Source organism: Rhodoblastus acidophilus (assembly GCF_900187365.1).
In the GTDB taxonomy this organism is placed as follows: Bacteria; Pseudomonadota; Alphaproteobacteria; order Rhizobiales; family Beijerinckiaceae; genus Rhodoblastus; species Rhodoblastus acidophilus.
In genome coordinates, this window is sequence record NZ_FYDG01000001.1 from 222,158 (window position 1) to 243,323 (window position 21,166).

Below are 21,166 nucleotides of genomic sequence, written 5' to 3' on the forward strand. Positions count from 1 at the left end.
TTGACCGGTCAGTCTAGTCTATGCCCCAAAAAAAGCCGCTTGAAAGCGACTTCCGATCTTCAGGCGCGGCGGCGCGATTCCGGGCGGTCAGGCCGCCGGGGTCGTCTCGGCGGCAATGCCGAGCGTGCGGAAAATGCCGTTTTTCAGATCGCGCCTGAGCGGTTCGAGATCGTTCTCGATCCGCGCCAGCATCACACGGCCCATCAGATAGGCGAACAGCTCGTCCGCCTTGGCCTTGACGTCGGCGTCGGCGGGCAGCAGGCCCTCCGCGACGAGATCGCGGATGACATTCTGGTAGTAGCGGGTCTTGTGACGCCGCTGTTCGTCGAACTTGGCGCGAATCTCCGGCTCCTGCGCGCCCATTTCCGAGCCGAGCGAAGCACAGGGGCAGCCGCAGACATGCCCGTATTTCTCCGCCGACTCCTTTTGGGCGTCGTAGATGAAAGCCGCGAGGTTTTCGAGCCGCTGCAACGGCGGAGAGGCCGGCGAGAAGATCCGGTCGTAGGTCGCGCGCAGCTCGATATCCGCGTGGTCCATGGCGGCGACGGCGAGATCGGCCTTGGACGGAAAGAAGTGGTAGAAGCTGCCCTTGCGAACATCCGCGGCCTTGCAGATATCGTCCACGCTGACAGATCCGTAGCTGCTGCGCCAGATCAGCTCCAGCGCGGCGGCGATCAGACGTCTCTTGGTTTCGGGAATTTGAGCGCCCATCACCTCTCTCCTGAGCGTCGAATATAGCTGTCTTGACCGAACAGTCAAGACCCTACCGCCACATCGTCCGGCTTGTCTTGCGACGCGCGCCCCCCTCGACTAGAACGCGGTGATGTTTGACGATCTTCTCTTCGCGCGCGCCTTGCACGTTCTGGCCGTGGTCCACTGGATCGGGGGCGTCGGCTTCGTGACGCTGGTCATCCTGCCGCTGGCCCTGTCGCGACCGGCCGGCGAAGGGCTGGACCTGTTCAATCTGGTGGAGCGCCGCTTCGCCGCGCAGGTCCGATGGTCGATTCCGCTCGCCGGCGCGGCGGGGCTGTGGATGACCTACCGGATGGACGTGTGGGACAGGTTTGTCGATCCGCATTTCTGGTGGATGCCGGCGATGGCCTTGCTGTGGATCGTGTTCATGGCGATGGTTTTCGTCGTCGAACCCTTGTTCGAGCACAAGTTGGAAGTTCTGGCGCGCAAAAACCCGGCCGGCGCGCTGAAGCGGCTGGCGCTGATGCACCTCATCCTGCTTGGCCTGCTCGCCGCGACGATCCTCGGCGCCGTCGCGGGGGCGCACGGCTACTATTTCTAGAAATCAACCGGACGTCTGACCCGATCCGACATTTAGACAGGACGCCGCCCTGGTCAGAGCCGCCAGGACGTCGTCCGGCCGTTCGATGGTCAGCAAATGGCCGGCGCCCTCCAGAGCCACGATATGCGCGTCGGCGATCAGCCCGGCCAGCGCCTGCCCGGCCTTGAGCGGCGTCATCTGATCGCGCCCGCCGAGTATCAGGGTGGCGGGACAGCGCAGCGCCGCAGCGGCTTCGGCGCCGTTGGCATAGGCGGCGCAGGCGGCGAGATCGGCGTGCAGCACGCCGGGACCGGCCCGCTCCAGCAGGCGGCGCGCGCCGCCGAGCATCCACAGGCCGGGCGCAGGACCGCCGCCGAGCGTGGCGGTCGCGCCCAAGCCCCAGAGGCTGACCATGGCGATGGCGGCGTCATCATTGGCCGCCGCCGCGGCGAGCAGATCGGCGTGCACCGGCATGGCCGCCGCCGTTCCGATCAGCGCCAGCCCGGCGACGCGCTCCGGATGGCGCGCCGCCGTCTCCAGGGCGATCAGCGAGCCCATGCTGTGCCCGGCGATCAACGCGCGCCCGGCGCCGGCGGCCCGGATCAGCGCGGCCGTCCAATCCGCGAGTTCCTCGATGGAGCCGAGCGGCGGCCCCTCCGAGGCGCCATGGCCCGGCAAATCGACGGCGACCACGCGCAGGCCGCGGCGGGCGAGCGCGCGGCTCTGCAAGGCCCAGATCGTATGGTCCATCCCGGCGCCATGCAGCAGAACGGCCAGAGGCTGCGCGGCGTCATGCGCGTATCCGCCGGTCCCGGCGAAAACCGCGCGGCGGTCGAGCGTCAGCTTCATGATCCGCCTCGTTGCGACGCGCGCAGCGCCTGTTTAAGATCGGCGACAATGTCCTCGGGCGCCTCCAGCCCGACCGACACGCGCACCATATCCTCCCCGACGCGGGCGGCGGCGAGCTGCTCCGGGCTCATCTGCGCGTGGGTCGTGCTGGCGGGATGGATCACCAGGGTTTTGGCGTCGCCGACATTGGCGAGATGGCTGGCGAGCCGCAGCGCCTCGATGAATTTCACGCCGGCGGCGCGGCCGCCCCTGACGCCGAAGGTGACGACGGAGCCCGCCCCGCGCGGCAGCAGCTTTTGCGCCAGCGCGTGATCGGGATGATCGGGCAGGCTGGGGTGATTGACCCAGGCCACGGCCTCGTGCGCAGCCAGCGCCTTGACGACTTCGGCGGCGTTCTCGACATGGCGCGGCATCCGCAGCGGCAGGGTCTCGACCCCGGTCAGCAGCCGCGACGCATTGTGCGGCGACAGGCAGGCGCCGAAATCGCGCAAGCCCACCGCCCGCGCCAGCATCGCAAAAGCGGCGGGGCCGAACTGTTCGGCGAAGACAAGACCCTGATAGCCGGCGCAAGGCTCGGTCAGAGTCGGGAATTTGCCGGAGGCGGTCCAGTCGAACCGGCCGGAATCGACGATGACGCCGCCGACGGCCTGACCGTGGCCGCCGAGCCATTTGGTGAGCGAATGCAGCACAAGGTCCGCGCCATGCTCGATCGGGCGCAACAGCCAGGGCGTGGCGAAAGTGTTGTCGATCAGCAGCGGCAGCCCGGCGGAATGGGCGATCGCCGCCACGCGCGGAATGTCGAAAACCTCCAGACCGGGATTGCCGATGGTTTCGCCCAGAATCAACCGCGTCTGCGGCGTGATCGCGGCGGCGAAGGCATCGGGGCGGCGCGGATCGACGAATGTGGTGGTCACGCCGAAGCGCGGCAGCGTCTGCGCCAGCAGGTTGACCGTGCCGCCGTAGAGCGCGGCGGAGGCGACGATGTGGTCGCCGGCGCCGAGCAGGGTGACGAGGGCGAGATGCAGCGCCGCCATGCCGCTGGCGGCGCAGACCGCGCCGACGCCGCCTTCCAGCGCGGCGATGCGCTCCTCCAGCGCCGCCACGGTTGGATTGGAGATGCGCGAATAGAGATGGCCGGCGCGCTCAAGGTTGAACAGGCCGGCGGCATGGTCGGCGTCGGCGAACACATAGGAGGTGGTGTCGTAAACCGGCGTGGCGCGGGCGCCGGTGACGGGATCGGGACGCTGGCCCGCGTGCAGGCTCAGCGTTTCGAAAGCAGGCGGGCGGGGTGCGGGCATGATCGTGGCGCGTCAGGCCCAGACGCCGGATCGCCGGTCTTCCACGCGCTTGGCCTTGTGCGTCTCGCGCGGCAGCGTGTCCGGCGGCAGCACGCGCACATCGGCCAATATGCCGACCACGGATTTCAGGTGGCGGGCGATGCGATGCGCCAGATCCTCGGGCGCGCCGGTCCAGCCGGCCACATGCTCGACGTCGATGGTCAGCCGGTCGAGATGGTTCACGCGCTCGACGATCAGCTTGTATTCGCCGGTCAGGTCGTGATCGTCGCGCACGATGGACTCGACGTCGGACGGGAAGAGGTTCACGCCCTTGATGATCAGCATGTCGTCGAGCCGGCCGTGGACGCCGAGCATGCGCAGCGAGGTGCGGCCACAGGCGCAGGGCTCGTCGGTGAAAGACACGATGTCGCCGGTGCGGAAACGCACCATCGGCCGCGCCGTCTTCTTCAGCGTGGTCAGCACCAGTTCGCCGCGCTGGCCGAACGGAACCGACTCCCCCGTCGCGGGATTGAGCACTTCGACGTAAATATGGTCCTCGGCCCAGTGCAGGCCGTCCTTCTGCTCGCACATGCCGGCGCAGGAGCCGAAAATATCCGACAGTCCGTAATAATCGTAAACCGAGGCGCCCCACAGCTTTTCGATGCGCTGGCGAGTCTCGGGGATGGAGCCGCCGGGTTCGCCCGCGACGAAAATGCGCTTGATCGCGAGGTCGTTGCGCGGGTCGATCCCCTCCTTGATCGCGGTTTCGCCGAGATACCAGGCGTAGGACGGCGTGGTCCAGATCGCCGTGGCCTGGAACTGGCCCAGAATCTTCAGCAGCCGCTCCGAAGGCACGGTTCCCGCGTGGATCGACAGCGCCCCGAGCTTTTGCGCGCCCAGCACGCAGGGGCCGCCGACGAACAGCGAGAAATTCAGCGAGTGGCAGTAGCGGTCTTCCGGGCGCAGGCCCGACGACCAGAATTGCCGCGCCTCATAGTCGATCCAGTCGTCGAAATCCTGCGCGGTGAAGGGCGAGGCGGTCGGCACGCCGGTCGAGCCGCTCGACGCGGAAATATAGACGATGTCGCGCTCGGGCGCGGCGCAGAGGTCGCCGAACGGCGGAACCGCGATTTGCCGGTCGCGCACGACTTTCTTGTTGATGAAAGGGAAGCGCCGGAGATCGTCAAGCGTGCGGAGCTGGTCGGGATGGACGCCCGCCGCGTCGAAATGGGCGCGGTAGAACGGCGATTTTTCGTAGGCGAGCGCGAGATGACGCTGCAACAGCGCGAGAGATTGGGCGCGCCATTGAGCGCGGCTTTGGGTTTCGAGCTGCTGGTCCCAATAGGCTTGCGACGAGCGCAGCGGCTGACGGATGGCGAAATTCACAATAACGACCTCGCAATCGATCGGATCGGCGGACGGACGCCGAGCGATTCCTGGGCCCGGAGACGAGGCGCCAAAGCCTCGGACGAGCTTCAGCTTCAGAATATTTCATAAAGTCTATAAATCAACTCATATTTACGCGGGCGCTGAAAATCCTCACCCGCGCCGCCAAACGGGGCGCTCGGCGTCAGGCGCCGTCGCCTCCCTCGATGGGCGCGGCCTCCTCCGCCAGCCACGCGGAAAATTCCCGCAAGGCCGGCTCGTCCGCGCGCGTCTTGAGCAGGCAGCAGGCGAAGACCGCGCCACAGGGAACGAAGCCGAACGGCGCGATCAAGCGTCCGCTTTCGATCTGGCGCTCGACCAGCAGCTTGGGCGCGACGCCTACGCCGATCGCCGCTGCGGCGGCCTCCAGCATCAAGGGCAGATGGTCGAATTTGCGCCCCGCGCCAAAGGCCGGAGCGGCGAGGCCAAGCGCCTCCGCCCAATCCGGCCAAGCCTCGACGCATGATCGGGTGTGCAGCAGAAGCTGGCCGACGACGTCGGCGGGCTCACGCAGTTTTTCGGCCAGCGCCGGCGCGCAGACGGGGCCGACCGCATCGGCGAACAAGCGACGCGCCGCCACGGCGCGCGGCCAGTGCCTGCCGCTCACCAGCAAAATGTCGATCCCGCCCTGTTCCAGCGGCGCGAATTCCCCGCATGTGCGCAGGTTCACCCTGATGTCGGGGCGCCGCACCTCAAAACGCGGCAATCGGGGAATCAGCCAGTTGGCGAGAAAGCTGCCGGGCGCGCCAACCACTAGTTCGGACGGACTTTCGCCTTGCGCGATCTCCTGACAGCACAGCGCCAGCTGATCGAGCGCGACGCTGCTGGCGCTATGCAGGCGTTCGCCGGCGGGCGTCAGCCGAACGCCGCCGGCATGGCGCACGAACAGCTTGCAGCCCAGCCAGTCCTCAAGCTGGCGCATCTGGTGGCTGACGGCGCTGTGCGTGACGCACAGGTCTTCCGCCGCCGCCGAAAAGTTCAGGCGGCGCGCCGCCGCGTCGAAGACGCGCAGGGCGTTCAGAGGAGGCAGGCGGCGCATCAGCTTGGCGAGACGGTCGGGTTCGGGGACATGATATGAGTTTTTCTCACATCAAGCCGTAAGATCATATCAGTTTTTGCGAAGAGAACGGGTGGATAGGCTGCAAGCCTGATTTATAGCAGGAGCGCGGCATGACCAACACAAGCTCATCCCATTCGGAGGCGGGACCGGACGCCGCCGGGCAATTCGGCCGCTTTGGCGGCGCCTATATGCCGGAGACGTTGATGCCCGCGTTGCGCGCGCTGCGCCAGCAACTCGCCGCCGCCCTGGCCGATCCTGCGTTCCGCGCCCGTCGCCGGCAAATCCTGACCGATTATGTGGGGCGGCCGACGCCGCTGTTCCCGGCCCAAAACCTCACCCGCGAGGCCGGAGGGGCGCAGATTTTCCTCAAGCGCGAGGACCTCAATCACACCGGCGCTCACAAGATCAACAATTGCGTCGGCCAAATCCTGATCGCGGAACGCATGGGCAAACGCCGCGTGATCGCCGAAACCGGCGCGGGCCAGCATGGCGTCGCCACCGCCACGGTTTGCGCGCTGTTTGGCATGCAATGCGTTATCTACATGGGCGCGGCGGATATCGCCCGGCAAGCGTCGAATGTGGCGCGGATGCGCCTGCTGGGGGCCGAGGTCCGCGCAGTCGCTGTGGGCACGGCGACGCTCAAGGACGCCATGAACGAGGCCTTGCGCGACTGGATCACAAATGTGGAGACCACCTATTATTTGCTTGGCACCGGCGCGGGTCCGCACCCGTACCCCAGCATGGTGCGCGACTTCCAGCGCGTCATTGGCGAGGAGACGCGCGAGCAGATTCAGGCCCGTTGCGGACGGTTGCCGGACGCGCTGGTGGCCTGCGTCGGCGGCGGCTCGAATGCGATTGGCCTGTTTCACCCGTTTCTCGCCGACCCTTCCGTGCGCTGCTATGGCGTGGAGGCCGGCGGTTTCGGATTGGCCAGCGGAAAACATGCGGCCTGCCTGTCCGGCGGACGCCCCGGCGTGCTGCACGGCAACCTGACCTATCTGTTGCAGGATTCCGACGGCCAGATCGCCGACGCGCATTCCGTTTCCGCCGGGCTGGACTATCCCGGCGTCGGTCCCGAACACGCCCATTTGTTTGAAAGCGGGCGCGTGACCTATGCCGTGGTGGACGACGACGAGGCGCTGGCCGCCTTCCACCGGCTGGCGCGCGGGGAGGGCATCCTGCCGGCGCTGGAGAGCGCCCATGCCGTGGCCTTTGCGCTGCGGCTGGCGCCCCGCATGACGCGGGAGCAAATTCTGATCGTCAACCTCAGCGGGCGCGGCGACAAAGACTTGGCCACCGTCCAGGCGCATCAGGGAGAAGCCGCATGAACCGCCTCGACGCCACGCTGTCGCGGCTGCGCGACCAGAACCGGAGCGGATTGGTCTGCTATTTCATGGCCGGCGATCCCGATTTCGATACTAGCGCAAAACTGCTCGCGCAGCTCGGCGCGGCCGGCGCGGACGTGATCGAACTCGGCCTGCCGTTCAGCGATCCCGTCGCCGACGGCCCGTCGATCCAGAATGCGCATTTGCGCGCCCGCGCCGCCGGCCAGACCTCCGCGCGCACGCTGGCGCTGGTCGCCGAACTGCGCAAGACCGACTCCGCCACGCCGGTGGTGTTGATGGGCTACGTCAATCCGGTCATGCAATATGGCGACAAGCAATTCATGACCGACGCCGCGGCGGCCGGCGCCGATGCGCTGCTGCTGCTCGATCTGCCGGTGGAGCACGCCGCGCCCTATCGGGCGGCGGCGCTGGCCGCCGGACTGCGCCTGATCGTCATGACGGCGCCCACCAGCGACGACGCGCGCCTCGCCGAAATCCTGCGCGACGCCAGCGGCTTCGTCTATCACACGACGATCACGGGCACGACCGGCGCCGCAAGCTGCGCGCCCGAACAGGCCGGCGCCGCCATCGCCCGCACGCGGCGGCATACGCGCGCGCCGATCGCGGCCGGCTTTGGCGTTCGCCGCCCTGCGCAGGCGCGCGCGCTGGCCGAACATGCGGACCTTGTGGTGGTGGGGTCGCAACTGGTCGAAACGCTCGCCAGCGAGGGGGTGGACGCCGCCTTGCGCGCGGTGCGGGCGTTCGCCGAAGCCCTCCGTCCGAACGAGACCGCAGGGGCCGGCGCCGCCGTGGGGAAGGTCATAGGTGGGAAGCGTCAGCCTCGGTCATGAGGCTGCGCATGGGCCAGAGATAGATTTCCGGCGTGAAGATGATAATGCCTTGAGTATCGTCTTCACTTTTTACTCAAAGTGGGAAATCACGAACCGTCTCACCGCACTGGATGTTTTCTTGCGTGCGCGAAAACCGGGCGGCCTTTCGGCGGCGTCGCGCATCGTATCAAGGCGCTAACCAGTTCGCGGGATTGTTTCGCGGCATCCTTGAACATTGTTCACATTTCGCTATTCTTGAGCCTGTCGCGAACTCATTCGGATCTCCCGATGACCGTTGTCCGTCCGTTTGGCATTCTCATCGCCGGCGTCTCCGTGATCGCCGTCGCGCCGGGGTCCAGGCGTTTGCGCACGGTCCGTCGCCATCGCCTCGGACGGGGATTTCATGACGACGATTGCAAACGAGGGCCCCGGCATGGTCGACGACGCTCTGGTGTTTTTTTCAGCGACTCCCTTTCTGCTGGCGGCGCTGGGCGCCATCGGCTTCTTCCTTGCGCTCAACGCCCGCGCCCGGCTGAAGCGCCTTGAGCGTCTGGCTCAGGATCTCGAACTTTCGCAGCGCCTTTTGCGCGAGGCCTTGGCGGCGCTGTCCGCCCAGTCGCCGAGCGCCGCGCAGCAATCCGGCGACCGCGCCAGCGTCGTCTCGGACATCCCGCCTGATCCCGCCGATTGGTCGCCGGAGCCGCTTGAGCCCGAGCCTGCCCGCGACTTCGGCCCCATCGCGCCGCCGCCGCAACCGCCCGCCTCACTCGAAGAACGAATCGGCACGCGCTGGGTGGTCTATGTCGGCGGCCTCGCCCTCGCGCTCGGCGGCCTGCTGCTGGCCCGCTACGCCGTCGAACAGGGCTTGTTCGGCCCGGCGATGCGGATCGCCTGCGGCCTCGCGCTCGCCGTCGCGCTGATCGGCTTTGGCGAAAAACTGCGCCGGCGCGATCGCGCGACCAACGCCGCGACGCCGACGCCCGCCGTGCTCACCGCCGCCGGAACGACCACGGCCTTCGGCGTCATCTACGCCGCCCATGCGCTTTACGGCTTCATCGGCCCGGGCTTGGCCTTCGTCGCGCTCGGCGCCGCCGCGCTGGCGACCCTGCTCGCCGCTTTGCTGCACGGGCCAGCCATCGCCGGCCTCGGCCTGATCGGCGCCCTCGGCGCGCCGCTGCTGGTCCATTCCTCCCATCCCAGCCCCTGGCCGCTGGCGATCTATCTCGTCCTTGTCGTCGGCGCCGCCTCCGCTCTGGCGCGGCTGCGGCGATGGGGCTGGCTGGCGATCTCCGGAACCGTCGGCGCGGCGGCCTGGGGCGGCGTGATGATGCAGGGGCGCCCGGAGATCGTCGCGGCGCCCACGCAATTGCATTTCGCCTTTCACACCGCGCTCGCCGTCTGGCTCTACGCCCTCGACCGCCGCGCCCTGTTCGCCCGTTTCGCTCTGCGCCAAACGCTCGCCAATGTCGCGCCGGCGCTGTTCGCCGTGTTCGCGGGCGCGCAATTTGCCGAACTCGCCACGCAGGGCGGGATCGGCGCGCTGTGGAGCATTTGCATCGCCGCGATCATCGGCGCGCTCGCCTTGGCCGGGGCCAGCCGGCCGGCCGTCGCGCCGGGCCTGCTGCTCGCGGCGGGCGCCGTCGTCGTCGAACTGCTGATCATGTGGCCGCGTTTCATCGACTTGACCACGCGGCCCGAGGTCGGCGAGCTGGCGCATCCCGCGCTGTTTTACACGCTCGCCCTGGCTGGCTCCGGCGCGGTGGCGGCGCTGTCCGGCCGCGCTTTGTGGCGAACCGAAAATCTTTCGCGCGGCGCGACGACCCTGCTCGCCAGCGCGGCGGCGCTGACGCCCTTGCTAGCGCTGTGGGTGACGCGCGAAGCGTCGCTCGACTCCGGGGAGATCGCGACGCTTAGCGCCAAGGCGATGTGGGCCGGCGCCGCGCTGGCGCTCGCCTCGGGGTTTTCGGCCTTCGCCGGGGCGTTGCGCCGGCGCCGGCCGCAAATGGCCAGCGACCGCTTGGCGCTCGGCCTGATGGCCTCGGGCGGTTTCGCCGCGATGGCGCTCGGCCTGAATTTCGCGCTGGAGAGCGGCGCGCTGACCATCGCGCTGGCGCTGTCCGCGCTGGGCGCGGCCTTCGTCGCGAGCCGTCTGGACATCTCCGCGTTGCGAAAAGCCGTGGCCGCGATGGGGCTGGTCGTCGCGGCGCGGCTGGTCTGGGATCCCCGGATCGTCGGCGACGACCTCGGCGCGACGCCGATCCTGAACTGGCTGCTGTTCGGCTATGGCGTTCCGGCCGCCGCCTTCGGCCTCGCCGCCCATCTGCTCGGACGCTCCCGACAGGATGGCGCGACGAGGATCGCGCAGACGCTCGCCATCGCCTTTTCGGCTTTGCTGGCCTTCTTCGAAATCCGCCACGCCATGACCGGCGGCGACATGACGGCCGCGCGCGCCAGCCTGTCCGAATTCGGCCTTTACGCCATCGCCGGGTTCGGCTTCGCCCATGCGCTGCTGCGGCTCGACGCGCGGGGCGCGCGGCCGGTTCTGGGCTGGTTCTCGCGCGCTTTCGCCATCGGCGCGACCGCCGGATCGACCTTCGGCCTGCTCATCGCCAAAAACCCTTATCTTGATGCGGTTCCCGTCGAAGGCGGCGTGGTCCTGAACGCGCTGCTGCTGGGCTATGCGCTCCCCGCCGCGACGGCGGCGGCGCTCGCCAATGTCGCTGCGCCTCCGGGCTGGCTGGTGCGGATGACGCGGCTGATCGCCCTGGCGCTGACCTTCGCCTATGTCACGCTGGAGACGCGGCGCGTCTTCCAGGGCGCGGCGCTCGGCTGGAAGGCCGAAGCGGGATCGCTCGAAGTTTACGCCTATTCCGCGGTCTGGCTGGCGCTGGGGGTGGCGCTGCTCGGCTACGGGCTGCTGCGCCGCTCGCTGGAAGCCCGGATCGCTTCGGCCGGCGTGGTCCTGCTCGCGGTGCTAAAAGTGTTCCTCTACGATCTCGGCGCGCTCGAAGGCGCCGCGCGCGCCTTCTCGTTCATCTGCCTTGGCGCCGTGCTGATCGGCATCGGGCTCGTCTATCAGAAACTCGTCTTCCGTGCGTCGGGGGCGGCGCCCGACGACGGCCCGGACAGACCCGAAGCCTGATCGCACGCGCGTCGCGGCGGGAAAAACCGGCCTCAAGCCGCGCTTTCGCGGGGAATCCCGATGAGAACAAATGCCGCGCCCAATTAGTCTATTATTTTTATGGACAATATGTATAAATAGGACGTTCCAAACGCGCCCCCGCCGGCGCGTCCGATTCTTTTATGCAGGATTGACAATGCCCAGGACACCCCGCCCGGCCGTGCTCGGACTGATCGGCAACACGCCCTTGATCGAAGCCACCCGCCTCGACACGGGGCCGTGCCAGCTGTTTCTGAAGCTGGAGTCGCAAAATCCCGGCGGGTCGATCAAGGATCGCGTGGGATTGTGGATGGTCGAGGCGGCCGAGCGCGACGGGCGGCTCAAGCCGGGCGCGACCATTATCGAGGCGACCGCCGGCAACACTGGCCTGGGCCTGGCGCTGATCGCCCGCGCCAAGGGCTATCGCCTCGTTCTGGTCGTCCCCGACAAGATGGCCGCCGAAAAAGTCTTGCAATTGAAGGCGCTGGGCGCGGTCGTGCATGTGGTCCGGTCCGACGTCGGCAAGGGCCATCCCGATTATTACCAGGATTTCGCGGCGCGCATCGCCGAGGAGACCGGCGCCTTCTATGTCAACCAGTTCGGCAATCCGGCCAATCCCGCCGCGCATGAAGAATCCACCGGCCCGGAAATTTTCGCCCAGATGAACCATGACGTCGACGCCATCGTCTGCGGCGTCGGCTCGGGCGGCACCCTCACCGGGCTGACACATTTCTTCCGCCGCGCCAGCCCGAAAACCGGATTCGTGCTGGCCGATCCCAAGGGATCGATTCTCGCCAATTATGTGCGGACGGGACGCATCGGCGTCGCCGGCTCCTGGATGGTCGAGGGCATCGGCGAGGATTTCGTGCCGCCCATCGCCGATCTCACCGGCGTCACGGCGGCTTATGAAATCCCCGATTCCGAAAGCTTCGCCGCCGCCCGCGAGCTTTTGCGCGCGGAGGGCGTGCATGGGGGATCGTCCACGGGCACGCTGCTCGCCGCCGCCCTGCGCTATTGCCGCGAACAGACCACGCCCAAGCGCGTGGTCACGCTGGTGTGCGACACCGGCACGCGCTACCTCTCGAAAGTCTACAACGACAACTGGATGATCGACCACGGCCTGCTGCCGCGCAAGACGTTCGGCGATCTGCGCGACCTGATCGCGCGGCGGTTCGACGAAGGCGGCGTCGTCAGCGTCACGCCCTCCGATCCGCTGCAGACCGCCTTCGTGCGCATGCGCTACGCCGAAGTCTCGCAGCTGCCGGTGATCGACGGCGGCCGCATCGTCGGGCTGCTCGACGAAACCGACATCCTGCAGCGGGTGCGGGCCAATCCCGCCAATTTCGGCACGCCCTCCGGCGAAGCCATGACCACCCATCTCGAAATCCTCTCGCCCCGCGCCGGTTTTGGCGCGCTGCAAGCGGTGCTCGATCGCGGGTTGGTCGCCATCGTCGCCGAAGGCGACGTGTTTTACGGCCTGATCACCCGCTTCGACCTTCTCAATCATCTGCGCCTCAAGGCGGCCTGACCATGAACATGACCTCAAGGATCAAACCGGGATTCGGCACGCGCGTCATCCACGCCGGGCGCACGCCCGATCCCTCCACCGGCGCGCTGATGCCGCCGATCTACGCCAATTCGACCTATGAGCAGGAAAGCCCCGGCGTCCACAAAGGCTTCGACTACGGCCGCTCGCACAATCCGACGCGTTTCGCGCTAGAGCGGCGGCTGGCGGATCTGGAAGGCGGCTCCAAGGGCTTCGCCTTCGCCTCGGGCCTCGCGGCCATCGCCGCCGTGCTGGAGCTGTTGCAGCCGGGCGATCATCTGATCGCCGGCGACGATCTCTATGGCGGCACCTACCGCCTGCTGGAGCGGGTGCGGGCGCGCAGCGCCGGACTGAACGTGTCCTATGTCGATCTGACCTCGCCCGCCGCCCTGCGCGCCGCCCTGCGCCCCAACACACGCATGGTTCTGGCGGAAACCCCGACCAACCCACTGCTTCGCCTGGTCGATCTAACGGCGGTGGCGGAGATTTGCCGCGAAGCGGGCGTGCTCGCCGTCGCCGACAACACGTTCGCCACGCCCTGGAACCAGCGGCCGCTGGAGCTTGGCTTCGACATTGTCGTGCATTCCACCACCAAATATCTCAACGGCCATTCCGACGTGATCGGCGGCGCGGCGATCGTCGGCCCCGACGCCGATCTCGCCGAGCGCGTCGGTTTCCTGCAGAACGCCGTCGGCGCCATCGCCGGGCCGTTCGACGCCTTCCTGACCCTGCGCGGGGTGATGACGCTGGACGTGCGGATGCGCCGGCATTGCGACAACGCGCTCGCCGTCGCCTCCTGGCTGGAGAGCCATCCCAAGGTGCGGCGCGTCATCTATCCGGGGCTGGCGTCGCATCCCCAGCACGCGCTGGCGCGGCGGCAGATGCGTGCCGGCGGCGGCATGATCTCCGTCGATCTCGCCACCGATCTCGCCGGCGCGCGCCGATTCCTCGAATCCGTGCGCGTGTTCACGCTGGCCGAGAGCCTGGGCGGCGTCGAAAGCCTGATCGAACATCCCGCGTTGATGACCCATGCCACCATCCCGCCGGAGCGGCGCGCCGAGGCCGGCATCAGCGACTCGTTGGTGCGCCTGTCGGTCGGAATCGAGGAGGAGGCCGATCTGGTCGCCGACCTCGCCGCGGCGTTGGCGCGGGTCGATTGACTCTTGAGGCGGCGGCCGTTCGCGGCCGCCGCATCGACGCTGATTGATTTAGATCATTTTGTTGATAGATTTTATATACTAATAATGGAGACAGTTCGTTTCCCTCGCATCCCGTCGATGCGCACAAGCCTGAAAAGGGGCGTTCCGTCTCCGCCATGGCCGACATTTCCTCCTGCGCCGAACGCGTTTCGGCCGCCTCTCCCTGCGCGGGCTGTCCCGCCGATTGTCTGGAAGCCTGCTTCAACGACGCCATCAGCGCCGATGCGGAAGGAGGCGTGCGCATTCTCGCCGACAATTGCGCGGGCTGCGGCGCCTGCGTCCCCGTCTGCGAACCCGGCCTGATTCATCTGCACGAAGGAATCGCCCGCATCGTCCAGCCCAAACCCGTTTCGCCGGTTCGCGCCTGACCGGCCCCCCAAGCCCCACAGTGGAGTGACCCCATGTCCGACGACCAGAGAAGACTTTACGAGCAATTGGCGACCGCCGTGTTCGAACTCGACGAGAAGCTCGCCACGATTCTGGCGCAGGAAGTGCTGGATCGCGGTTACGACGCCTGGCAAGCGGTCGAGCGCGGCCTGCTGGAGGGCGTCAACCGGGCCGGCAAACTGTTCGACGAGGAGGAATATTTCGTCCCCGAACTGCTGATCGCCGCCGACGCCATGTATGCCGGCCTCGCCATTTTGCGCCCGCACATCAAGACGCACCAGACCGGCTTCAACCGCCGCGTCGTCATCGGCGTCGTCCAGGGCGACACCCACGACATCGGCAAGAATCTGGTGCGCATCATGCTGGAGGTCGCCGGCTTCGAGGTGCACGATCTCGGCCGCGACGTGCCGCCGCAAAAATTCGTCGAGACGGCGATCGCGGTGAAGGCCGACGTCATCGCTTTGTCCACGCTGATGACCACCACGATGGAGCGCATGGGCGAAGTGGTTTCGATTCTCGAAGCCGAAAAGGTGCGCAACCGCTTCAAGGTGATCGTCGGGGGATCGCCGCTGTCGCAGCAATTCTCCGACCGCATCGGCGCCGACGGCTACGCGCCCAAGGCCGCGCAGGCCGTCGAACTGGCCAAGCGCCTCGTCGGATTGAGCAACGCCGCATGACCATCTCCATCCGCACCGAAACCCGCGAGGAGCTGACGCCGCTGGAGCGCGTCGTGCTGGCCTTGCAATACAAGAAGCCCGACCGCGTTCCCGCCGCGCCGCTGGTCTGCGGCGCCTCGTGCCGGGTGCTCGGCTATTCCTACGACCGCTGGTCGCAGGACCCGAAGGTGGCCGTCGCCAGCCTGCTGGCGGCGCAGGATCTGATCGAGTTCGACGGCTTTCTCACGCTGGTCGATCTGTCGGTCGAGGCTGAGGATTTCGGGCAGGAAGTGATCTTTCCGGAACGCAGCACGGCCCTGCCGAATTTCGACAATCCGTTCATCAAAACAGCCGACGATTACATCAAGGTCAAGCCGGTCGATCCGCACAAATCGCGGCGCATGTCCACGGTGATCGAAATCGTGCGCGGGCTGGTGGAGGCGCGCGGCGACCGCGTGCCGACCATGGGCTTCGTCTATGGCCCGCTCGGCGTGCTGTCGCAGATTCGCGGCCATGCCGAACTGTTCAAGGACGTGATCCGCCATCCCGACCGGGTGCTGGAGGCGGTGCATACGATCAACCAAGTGCTGATCGAATACGCCAAGGCGCAGATCGAGGCGGGCGCCCACGCCATCGTGCTCGACCCGCTCTATTCCTCCGCCAGCATTTTGAAGAAATCGACCTGGGTGAAATTCGAGGCCGAGATTTTCAAATCCGTAGCCGACGCCATCCGCGACGCCGGCGTGCCCGTGATCGTGCACAATTGCGGCGGCGGCGTCTATTTCGACGCCGTGCTCGAACACATCAACCCCATCGCCATTTCCCACGCCTATCCCGCCCATGGCTCCGCCGATTGGCAGGAGCACGCCGCCAACTGGGCCAAAAAGGTGGTGAGCATCGGCGTGGCCGATCCCGCCAAGGTCGGCCATGAATTCTCCCAGGCGCAGGTGCTGGAGGATTGTCGCGCGCAGATCGAGACGTTCGGCGTCGCGGAAGGCGGGTTCATCCTGTCGAGCGGCTGCGAGTTTCCTCCCAACGGCAATCTTCTGTCCGCCCGCACCATGGTGCAGGCGGCGCGGCTTTACGGGCGATATTGAGCATGACTCTCACTCGCCGCGAACGGTTCTTGCGCGCCCTGGCGCATCAGCCCGTGGACAGGCCGCCAGTGATTTGCACCGGCGGCAGCATGACCGCGACGCCGGAGCAGGTCGTGGCGCTTTCCGGCCATACCCTGCCGGAAGCGCATGGCGACGCCGCCGCCATGGCGGGACTGGCCCTGGCGGCGGCCCGCATCACCGGTTTCGAATCCGTCGGCGTGCCCTTGTGCGTGACCGTCGAGGCCGAAATTTTCGGCGCGCAGATCGACCTTGGCGACGCCCGAACCGAGGCGCGCATCGTCCGCGAGCCCCATACGTCGGTCGTGGACGTGGTTGCGCCTCCGGTCGAGGAATTGCTGCGGCGCGGACGCGCCGCCGTGTCGGTGGAGGCGGTGCGGCTGCTGGCGCGCGACGCCGGCGATCTGCCGATTATCGCCAATCTGATCGGCCCCGTCAGCATCGCCGCTTCGGTGGTCGAGCCGATTGCGTTCCTGCGCGAATTGCGCACCCGGCCGCAAGAGACGGCGACGCTGTCCGCCCATGCGACCGACTTCCTGATCGCCTGGGCGCGGCGATTGATCGAAGCGGGCGCCGACGCCATCGCGATCCATGAGGACACCGCCACGCCCGCGCTGGTCGGCCCCCGCACGTTCGAAACGGCCGTGTTTCCGCATCTGCAACGGCTGGTCGCGGCGATCCACGCCGCCGGCGGGCGCGCGCTGCTGCACATGTGCGGCGCGCTCGGCAAATCGGCGACCTCCGTGGCGCGGCTCGATCTCGACGGCTACATCCCCGACGCCTCGCTGTCCCCCGCCGAACTGCGTGAGGCGCTGCCGGGCGTGGCGCTGATCGGCAACATCAGCACCTTCCTGCTGCACCAGGGCCAGCCGGCGCCCATCGCCAAACTGGCGGCGCGGCTCGCCGGCCCCGGCGGCTTCGACGCGCTGTCGCCGACCTGCGGCATGTCCAGCATCACGCCGCTCGAAAACATCCGCGCCATGACTCTTGGCGCACAAAACTTATGCGAACAGGAGAGCCTGCATGTCTGACATGGCGCCGCGCGAACGCCTGAACCGCGTTCTCGCCAATCAGCCGGTCGATCGCGCGCCCGTGATCTGCACCGGCGGCATGATGAACGCCGCCGTGACCCAGGTGATGGACGAAAACAGCCCGACCCTGCCGGCGGCGCATTTCGACCCCGAGGGCATGGCGGAGCTGGCGCAACGCGTCCACGCCGCCACCGGCTTTGAAAATCTCGGCGTGCCCTTCTGCATGACGGTCGAACCGGAAATTTTGGGAAGCCGCATCGATCCGGGCACGTTGTCCTGCGAGCCGAAAATCGCCGAGGAAGCGTTCGCCTCCTGCGGCGCGGTCGAGATCCGCGACGTGAAAAAAATCATCCGCGAGGGGCGCATCGCCACCGTGGTGCAGGCCGCGCACCATCTGAAAAAACGCAATCCCGACACGCCGGTGATCGCCAGCCTGTCCGGCCCGGTCAGCACTGCGGCTTCCGTCGTGACGCCGCTGACCTTTCTCAAGGAATTGCGCACGCAGCCGCAGGACGCCCATCGCGTGCTCGACTATGTGACGCGGCTGTTGGTGGAATATGCCCGCGAGGTCATCGACAACGGCGCCGACGTCATCGCCATCGGCGATCCCACCGCGACCGGCGAAATTCTGGGGCCGCGCATTTTCGGGGATTTCGCCGTGCGTTATCTCAACCAGCTCTGCGACGCCGTGCACGCCAGCGGCAAGCAGGTCATCGTGCATATCTGCGGCGACATGTCGAAAAGCCGCAACCAGCTCGCCAACATCCACGCCGACGCCATCAGCGTGGACGCGCTGGTCAATCTGAAGAAGCTCAAGGAAGATTTTCCGCAGATCAACACGATGGGCAATGTCAGCACCGCCCTGCTCGAATTCGGCGAGGCGGACAAGGTTTCGCGCAACACCGCGCGTCTCATTCGCGACGGCATCGACATCATCTCGCCGGCCTGCGGCCTGAGCACATCGACCGGTCTGCACAACATTCGCGCGCTCACCGAAACCGTGAAGGGAAACGCGTAATGGCGCAGGTGCATTTCCGTTCGCATGACATCAGCGTCGAAGTCGAACAGGGCGCATCGCTGCTCGACGCGGCGCGGCGCGGGCGCATCCGGCTCGACGCGCCCTGCAATGGCGCGGGCACTTGCGGCAAATGCAAGGTGCGCCTAGACGACGCCGCCCGCGACGCCGCCCATGTCGTGGATTCCGCCAAATTGTCGGAAGCCGAGCGGCGCGAAGGCTTCGTGCTGTTGTGCACGACTCTGGTCGACGGCGACCTCGCCCTCGACCTTCCGGTCGGCGCCGAACACGGCCTGAAAATTCTCGAAGACGGCCAGCAGATCGACCTGCCGTTGTCGCCCTGGATCGCCAAGCGTCATTCGCCCGAACGCGACGTCACCGAACTGCTCGCGGGCGGGCAGGCGATCGCGGAGGAGCGCGGCGACACTACGCCCTACACCTATGGCCTTGCGGTGGACATCGGCAGCACGACGCTGGTCGCCGCGCTGATCGACCTCAACACCGGCGCGCGCGTCAATTCGGGCTCGGCCCTCAACCCGCAGGCGCGCTACGCCCAGGACGTGCTGTCGCGCATCAAGCTCGGCTCGACGGCGGAGGGGCTGGAGCTGCTGAGCCGGGAAGTCATCTCGGAAATCAACCGCCTGATCGGCGCGCTGGTGGACGAAGCCCGCATTCCGCGCCGCCGCATCTATGAAGCGGTGTTCGCCGGCAACACCTGCATGCTGCATCTCGCCGCGCGGGTCGATCCCGAGCCTTTGGGCCGCTATCCCTACACGCCGACGCTGACGGGCGACGCGCATCTGTCCGCCAAATCGCTCGGGCTTGCGATCGCGAAGACCGGGCTGGTTTATGTGCCGCCGGTGGTCTCGGGCTTTGTCGGCGCCGACATCACCGCCGGCATGTTGTCCACCAGTCTGGCCGATCTTCAGGGCGTCACCCTGTTCGTCGACATCGGCACCAACGGCGAAATGGCGCTGGCCCGCGACGGCCTGTTACAGGCGACCTCCACCGCCGCCGGCCCGGCGTTCGAGGGCATGAACATTTCCTGCGGCATGAGGGCGGCGCGCGGCGCCATCGAGCGGGTGTCGCTGACGGGCGGCGACGTGCATGTGCAGACCATTGGCGACGCCCCGCCGGTCGGCCTGTGCGGCAGCGGCCTGCTCGACGCGGTGGCGGAACTGGCTGTGCATGGCGTGGTCGAAACCTCCGGGCGGTTCACCAAAAACCGCGCCGCGCTGCCGTCCGCTCTTCAGGCCCGCTTCGCCAAGCGCGACGGCAAGCCGGCGTTCCATCTCACCGATGAGATCTATCTGTCGCAGGGCGACATCCGGCAGGTGCAGCTCGCCAAGGGCGCGGTGCGCGCCGGCATTGACGTGCTGCTGCGCCGCAACGGCCTCGACGCGGCGCAGGTGGACCGCGCGCTGATCGCAGGTTCGTTCGGCTATCATCTCACCGTGCGCAGCCTGATCGACATCGGCCTGTTCCCGCCGGAGTTCGACGGCAAGGTCACCTATGTCGGCAATAGTTCGCAAACCGGCGCCGAGGCGCTGCTGACCCACGCGCCCAGCCGGGCGAGGCTGGCGGAACTGGCGCGCGCCGTCGAGGCGGTGGAGCTGGCCAATGACGAAGCCTTCACCAAGATCTTCGTCGCGGCCATGGCTTTTCCCCGGCCCGAGCGGGCGGCGCTCGATGATGTGGCGTGACCGGCGTGGACCCGCGCCTTCCCGTCACGCTGCTGACCGGATTTTTGGGGAGCGGCAAGACCACGCTGCTGTCTGGGCTGCTGCGCGAAAACGCGTCGGGACCCTTCGCCATCGTCATCAATGAATTTGGCGAAGTCGCGCTGGATCAGGATCTGGTCGGGCGCGTCGATGGCCAAGTGACGGTGATGAGCGGCGGCTGCCTGTGCTGCGCCATCGGCGGCGACCTCGCCGCGACGCTGCTCGACTTGCACAAGCGGCGCGCGGCGCAGCCGTTCGCGCGCGTCGTGATCGAAACCAGCGGCCTCGCCGATCCCGGCCCGCTGCTGGCGCCCTTCGCGGAGGACATCAGGCTCGCCCGCCTGTTCCGCGTCGATGGCGTGGTCGCGGTGGTGGACGCGTTGCAGGGATTGCGCGAACTCGGCCGGCGTCGCGTCTGCATCAAGCAGGTGGCGCTGGCCGACCGCATCGTCTTGAGCAAGAGCGACATCGCCGCGCCGCTGGCGGTCTCCCGCCTGCGGGACAGGCTGACGGAAATTAATCCGTTCGCGCCGCAACTCATCGTCAGTCACGGCGTCGTGGACAGCGGCTGGCTGTTGCAGCCCCCCGTCCGTCCTGCGGCCGCCCCGGCCCGCCAATGCGCGGACAACGCGCGACATGAACCGGGACATGCCGACGACATCGCGGCGTTTTGCCTGACATTCGACGCGCCGCTGCGCTGGGACTCGTTTGTCGAGGCCTGGACCCGGCTGACGGACGCGCATGGCGATGCGATCCTGCGCCTCAAGGGATTGCTGGATATTGAGGGCCATCCGGTCGCCGTCCATGGCGTGCGCCGCCTGCTGCACCCGCCGGAAACGCTGGCGCAATGGCCCGACGCCGCGCACGGCTCGCGCCTCGTGGTGATTGCGGAGGATTTGACCGACGCGGACGTGCGTGCTTGCTTTTCCGGCCTCGACGACTTCGCGGAGACGCGCGCAAGCTCAACCGACGCAGCGCGCGGCGTCGGCCAAGTCCGCTGTATCGGCTGAACCCCGATCGAGTGGGCGCAAAAAAATCCATCCATTCCCCCCGGCGGCCGAGACCGCCTCGCTCAGGAAACGGCTGGCAACGGGCGCATCCAGCAAGAGGAGCGCGGCGATGTCCTCGCCCGCTGCGGTCAGGCGGCGCGCCATCTCGAACGCGAAGAGACCGTCGAAGGAATAGCCGAGCAGGGCGTCGGGTTCCAGATCAGGGAACGCGGCCCGACGCCAGGACGTTCATCGCGCGGGGGAAAAGACATGGGACGCACCATCCGCGCGCGCCGTCGCTTTCGGCG

The 21,166-nt window shown here is 67.5% G+C and carries 19 protein-coding genes; 13 read left to right on the top strand and 6 right to left on the bottom strand.

All coding sequences use genetic code 11. The features are described from left to right. Positions 1-87: 87 nt before the first annotated feature. Complete coding sequence (locus CFB24_RS00955; RefSeq protein ID WP_088518695.1) at positions 88-711, bottom strand: TetR/AcrR family transcriptional regulator; 624 nt, start codon at positions 709-711, stop codon at positions 88-90. 112 nt (positions 712-823) lie between these two features. Between CFB24_RS00955 and CFB24_RS00960 the strand changes: the two genes are divergently transcribed. After that, positions 824-1,294: a hypothetical protein gene (locus CFB24_RS00960; RefSeq protein ID WP_088518696.1), complete on the top strand. Its 471-nt coding sequence runs from the start codon at positions 824-826 to the stop codon at positions 1,292-1,294. Positions 1,295-1,297: 3 nt separating this feature from the next. Here the strand turns inward: CFB24_RS00960 and CFB24_RS00965 are convergent, their stop codons facing one another. The 4 genes from CFB24_RS00965 to CFB24_RS00980 all read right to left on the bottom strand — a co-directional run bounded on the left by CFB24_RS00965 (position 1,298) and on the right by CFB24_RS00980 (position 5,863). After that, positions 1,298-2,122: an alpha/beta fold hydrolase gene (locus CFB24_RS00965; RefSeq protein ID WP_088518697.1), complete on the bottom strand. Its 825-nt coding sequence runs from the start codon at positions 2,120-2,122 to the stop codon at positions 1,298-1,300. Further along, complete coding sequence (locus CFB24_RS00970; protein ID WP_088518698.1) at positions 2,119-3,420, bottom strand: O-acetylhomoserine aminocarboxypropyltransferase; 1,302 nt, start codon at positions 3,418-3,420, stop codon at positions 2,119-2,121. Before CFB24_RS00970 ends, CFB24_RS00965 begins: the two co-directional genes overlap by 4 nt. A 12-nt stretch (positions 3,421-3,432) precedes the next feature. Next, a complete protein-coding gene (locus tag CFB24_RS00975) occupies positions 3,433-4,785 on the bottom strand; it encodes a phenylacetate--CoA ligase family protein (RefSeq protein ID WP_244593182.1) in 1,353 nt (450 codons plus the stop codon). 184 nt (positions 4,786-4,969) lie between these two features. Further along, on the bottom strand, positions 4,970-5,863 hold the full coding sequence (locus tag CFB24_RS00980; protein WP_088518699.1) for a LysR substrate-binding domain-containing protein: 894 nt from the start codon (positions 5,861-5,863) through the stop codon (positions 4,970-4,972). Positions 5,864-5,994: 131 nt separating this feature from the next. On the opposite strand from CFB24_RS00980, the gene trpB reads away from it, so the two are divergent. From trpB to CFB24_RS01040, 12 genes are all read left to right on the top strand, one after another. Continuing rightward, entirely contained in the window at positions 5,995-7,212 is a 1,218-nt protein-coding gene (gene trpB, locus CFB24_RS00985; protein ID WP_088518700.1) for a tryptophan synthase subunit beta, read from the top strand. After that, positions 7,209-8,060 carry a tryptophan synthase subunit alpha gene (trpA, locus tag CFB24_RS00990; RefSeq protein WP_088518701.1) on the top strand — a complete coding sequence of 284 codons (852 nt, stop codon included), beginning with the start codon at positions 7,209-7,211 and terminating at the stop codon, positions 8,058-8,060. The genes trpB and trpA overlap by 4 nt, the downstream gene beginning before the upstream one ends. 382 nt (positions 8,061-8,442) lie before the next feature. Then, complete coding sequence (locus CFB24_RS00995; protein ID WP_088518702.1) at positions 8,443-11,181, top strand: DUF2339 domain-containing protein; 2,739 nt, start codon at positions 8,443-8,445, stop codon at positions 11,179-11,181. A gap of 175 nt (positions 11,182-11,356) precedes the next feature. Next, the gene (locus tag CFB24_RS01000) at positions 11,357-12,727 is read left to right on the top strand and encodes a pyridoxal-phosphate dependent enzyme (RefSeq protein ID WP_088518703.1); all 1,371 of its coding nucleotides are present in this window, start codon (positions 11,357-11,359) and stop codon (positions 12,725-12,727) included. Positions 12,728-12,735: 8 nt separating this feature from the next. Further along, on the top strand, positions 12,736-13,905 hold the full coding sequence (locus CFB24_RS01005) for a trans-sulfuration enzyme family protein (protein ID WP_088519470.1): 1,170 nt from the start codon (positions 12,736-12,738) through the stop codon (positions 13,903-13,905). A gap of 155 nt (positions 13,906-14,060) precedes the next feature. Then, positions 14,061-14,312, top strand: coding sequence for a 4Fe-4S dicluster domain-containing protein (locus CFB24_RS01010; protein ID WP_088518704.1), 252 nt, complete (start codon positions 14,061-14,063; stop codon positions 14,310-14,312). Positions 14,313-14,345: 33 nt separating this feature from the next. After that, positions 14,346-15,008 (top strand): corrinoid protein, encoded by a 663-nt coding sequence (locus tag CFB24_RS01015; RefSeq protein WP_088518705.1) that lies wholly within the window; start codon positions 14,346-14,348, stop codon positions 15,006-15,008. Further along, positions 15,005-16,084 (top strand): uroporphyrinogen decarboxylase family protein, encoded by a 1,080-nt coding sequence (locus CFB24_RS01020; RefSeq protein WP_088518706.1) that lies wholly within the window; start codon positions 15,005-15,007, stop codon positions 16,082-16,084. The genes CFB24_RS01015 and CFB24_RS01020 overlap by 4 nt, the downstream gene beginning before the upstream one ends. A gap of 2 nt (positions 16,085-16,086) precedes the next feature. Further along, positions 16,087-17,133, top strand: a complete 1,047-nt coding sequence (locus CFB24_RS01025; protein ID WP_088518707.1) for a uroporphyrinogen decarboxylase family protein — start codon at positions 16,087-16,089, stop codon at positions 17,131-17,133. Further along, positions 17,126-18,151 (top strand): uroporphyrinogen decarboxylase family protein, encoded by a 1,026-nt coding sequence (locus CFB24_RS01030; RefSeq protein ID WP_088518708.1) that lies wholly within the window; start codon positions 17,126-17,128, stop codon positions 18,149-18,151. The genes CFB24_RS01025 and CFB24_RS01030 overlap by 8 nt, the downstream gene beginning before the upstream one ends. Beyond that, entirely contained in the window at positions 18,151-19,851 is a 1,701-nt protein-coding gene (locus tag CFB24_RS01035) for an ASKHA domain-containing protein (protein ID WP_088518709.1), read from the top strand. Before CFB24_RS01030 ends, CFB24_RS01035 begins: the two co-directional genes overlap by 1 nt. Continuing rightward, on the top strand, positions 19,848-20,879 hold the full coding sequence (locus CFB24_RS01040; protein ID WP_088518710.1) for a CobW family GTP-binding protein: 1,032 nt from the start codon (positions 19,848-19,850) through the stop codon (positions 20,877-20,879). Before CFB24_RS01035 ends, CFB24_RS01040 begins: the two co-directional genes overlap by 4 nt. On the opposite strand, the gene CFB24_RS01045 is transcribed toward CFB24_RS01040, so the two are convergent. Then, positions 20,832-21,077 carry a thioesterase domain-containing protein gene (locus tag CFB24_RS01045; RefSeq protein WP_088518711.1) on the bottom strand — a complete coding sequence of 82 codons (246 nt, stop codon included), beginning with the start codon at positions 21,075-21,077 and terminating at the stop codon, positions 20,832-20,834. The two genes, CFB24_RS01040 and CFB24_RS01045, sit on opposite strands and share 48 nt — an antisense overlap. Positions 21,078-21,166 lie beyond the last annotated feature (89 nt).

What these genes read in the sequence shown, in the direction of transcription:
- CFB24_RS01000 (WP_088518703.1), top strand. Translation starts at nt 11,357, where the DNA reads ATGCCCAGGACACCCCGCCCGGCCGTGCTCGGACTGATCGGCAACACG.
- CFB24_RS01025 (WP_088518707.1), top strand. Translation starts at nt 16,087, where the DNA reads ATGACTCTCACTCGCCGCGAACGGTTCTTGCGCGCCCTGGCGCATCAG.
- CFB24_RS01030 (WP_088518708.1), top strand. Translation starts at nt 17,126, where the DNA reads ATGTCTGACATGGCGCCGCGCGAACGCCTGAACCGCGTTCTCGCCAAT.
- trpB (WP_088518700.1), top strand. Translation starts at nt 5,995, where the DNA reads ATGACCAACACAAGCTCATCCCATTCGGAGGCGGGACCGGACGCCGCC.
- CFB24_RS01010 (WP_088518704.1), top strand. Translation starts at nt 14,061, where the DNA reads ATGGCCGACATTTCCTCCTGCGCCGAACGCGTTTCGGCCGCCTCTCCC.
- trpA (WP_088518701.1), top strand. Translation starts at nt 7,209, where the DNA reads ATGAACCGCCTCGACGCCACGCTGTCGCGGCTGCGCGACCAGAACCGG.
- CFB24_RS00970 (WP_088518698.1), bottom strand. Translation starts at nt 3,420, where the DNA reads ATGCCCGCACCCCGCCCGCCTGCTTTCGAAACGCTGAGCCTGCACGCG.
- CFB24_RS00960 (WP_088518696.1), top strand. Translation starts at nt 824, where the DNA reads ATGTTTGACGATCTTCTCTTCGCGCGCGCCTTGCACGTTCTGGCCGTG.
- CFB24_RS00980 (WP_088518699.1), bottom strand. Translation starts at nt 5,863, where the DNA reads ATGCGCCGCCTGCCTCCTCTGAACGCCCTGCGCGTCTTCGACGCGGCG.
- CFB24_RS01020 (WP_088518706.1), top strand. Translation starts at nt 15,005, where the DNA reads ATGACCATCTCCATCCGCACCGAAACCCGCGAGGAGCTGACGCCGCTG.
- CFB24_RS00965 (WP_088518697.1), bottom strand. Translation starts at nt 2,122, where the DNA reads ATGAAGCTGACGCTCGACCGCCGCGCGGTTTTCGCCGGGACCGGCGGA.
- CFB24_RS00955 (WP_088518695.1), bottom strand. Translation starts at nt 711, where the DNA reads ATGGGCGCTCAAATTCCCGAAACCAAGAGACGTCTGATCGCCGCCGCG.
- CFB24_RS00995 (WP_088518702.1), top strand. Translation starts at nt 8,443, where the DNA reads ATGACGACGATTGCAAACGAGGGCCCCGGCATGGTCGACGACGCTCTG.
- CFB24_RS01015 (WP_088518705.1), top strand. Translation starts at nt 14,346, where the DNA reads ATGTCCGACGACCAGAGAAGACTTTACGAGCAATTGGCGACCGCCGTG.
- CFB24_RS01005 (WP_088519470.1), top strand. Translation starts at nt 12,736, where the DNA reads ATGACCTCAAGGATCAAACCGGGATTCGGCACGCGCGTCATCCACGCC.
- CFB24_RS01035 (WP_088518709.1), top strand. Translation starts at nt 18,151, where the DNA reads ATGGCGCAGGTGCATTTCCGTTCGCATGACATCAGCGTCGAAGTCGAA.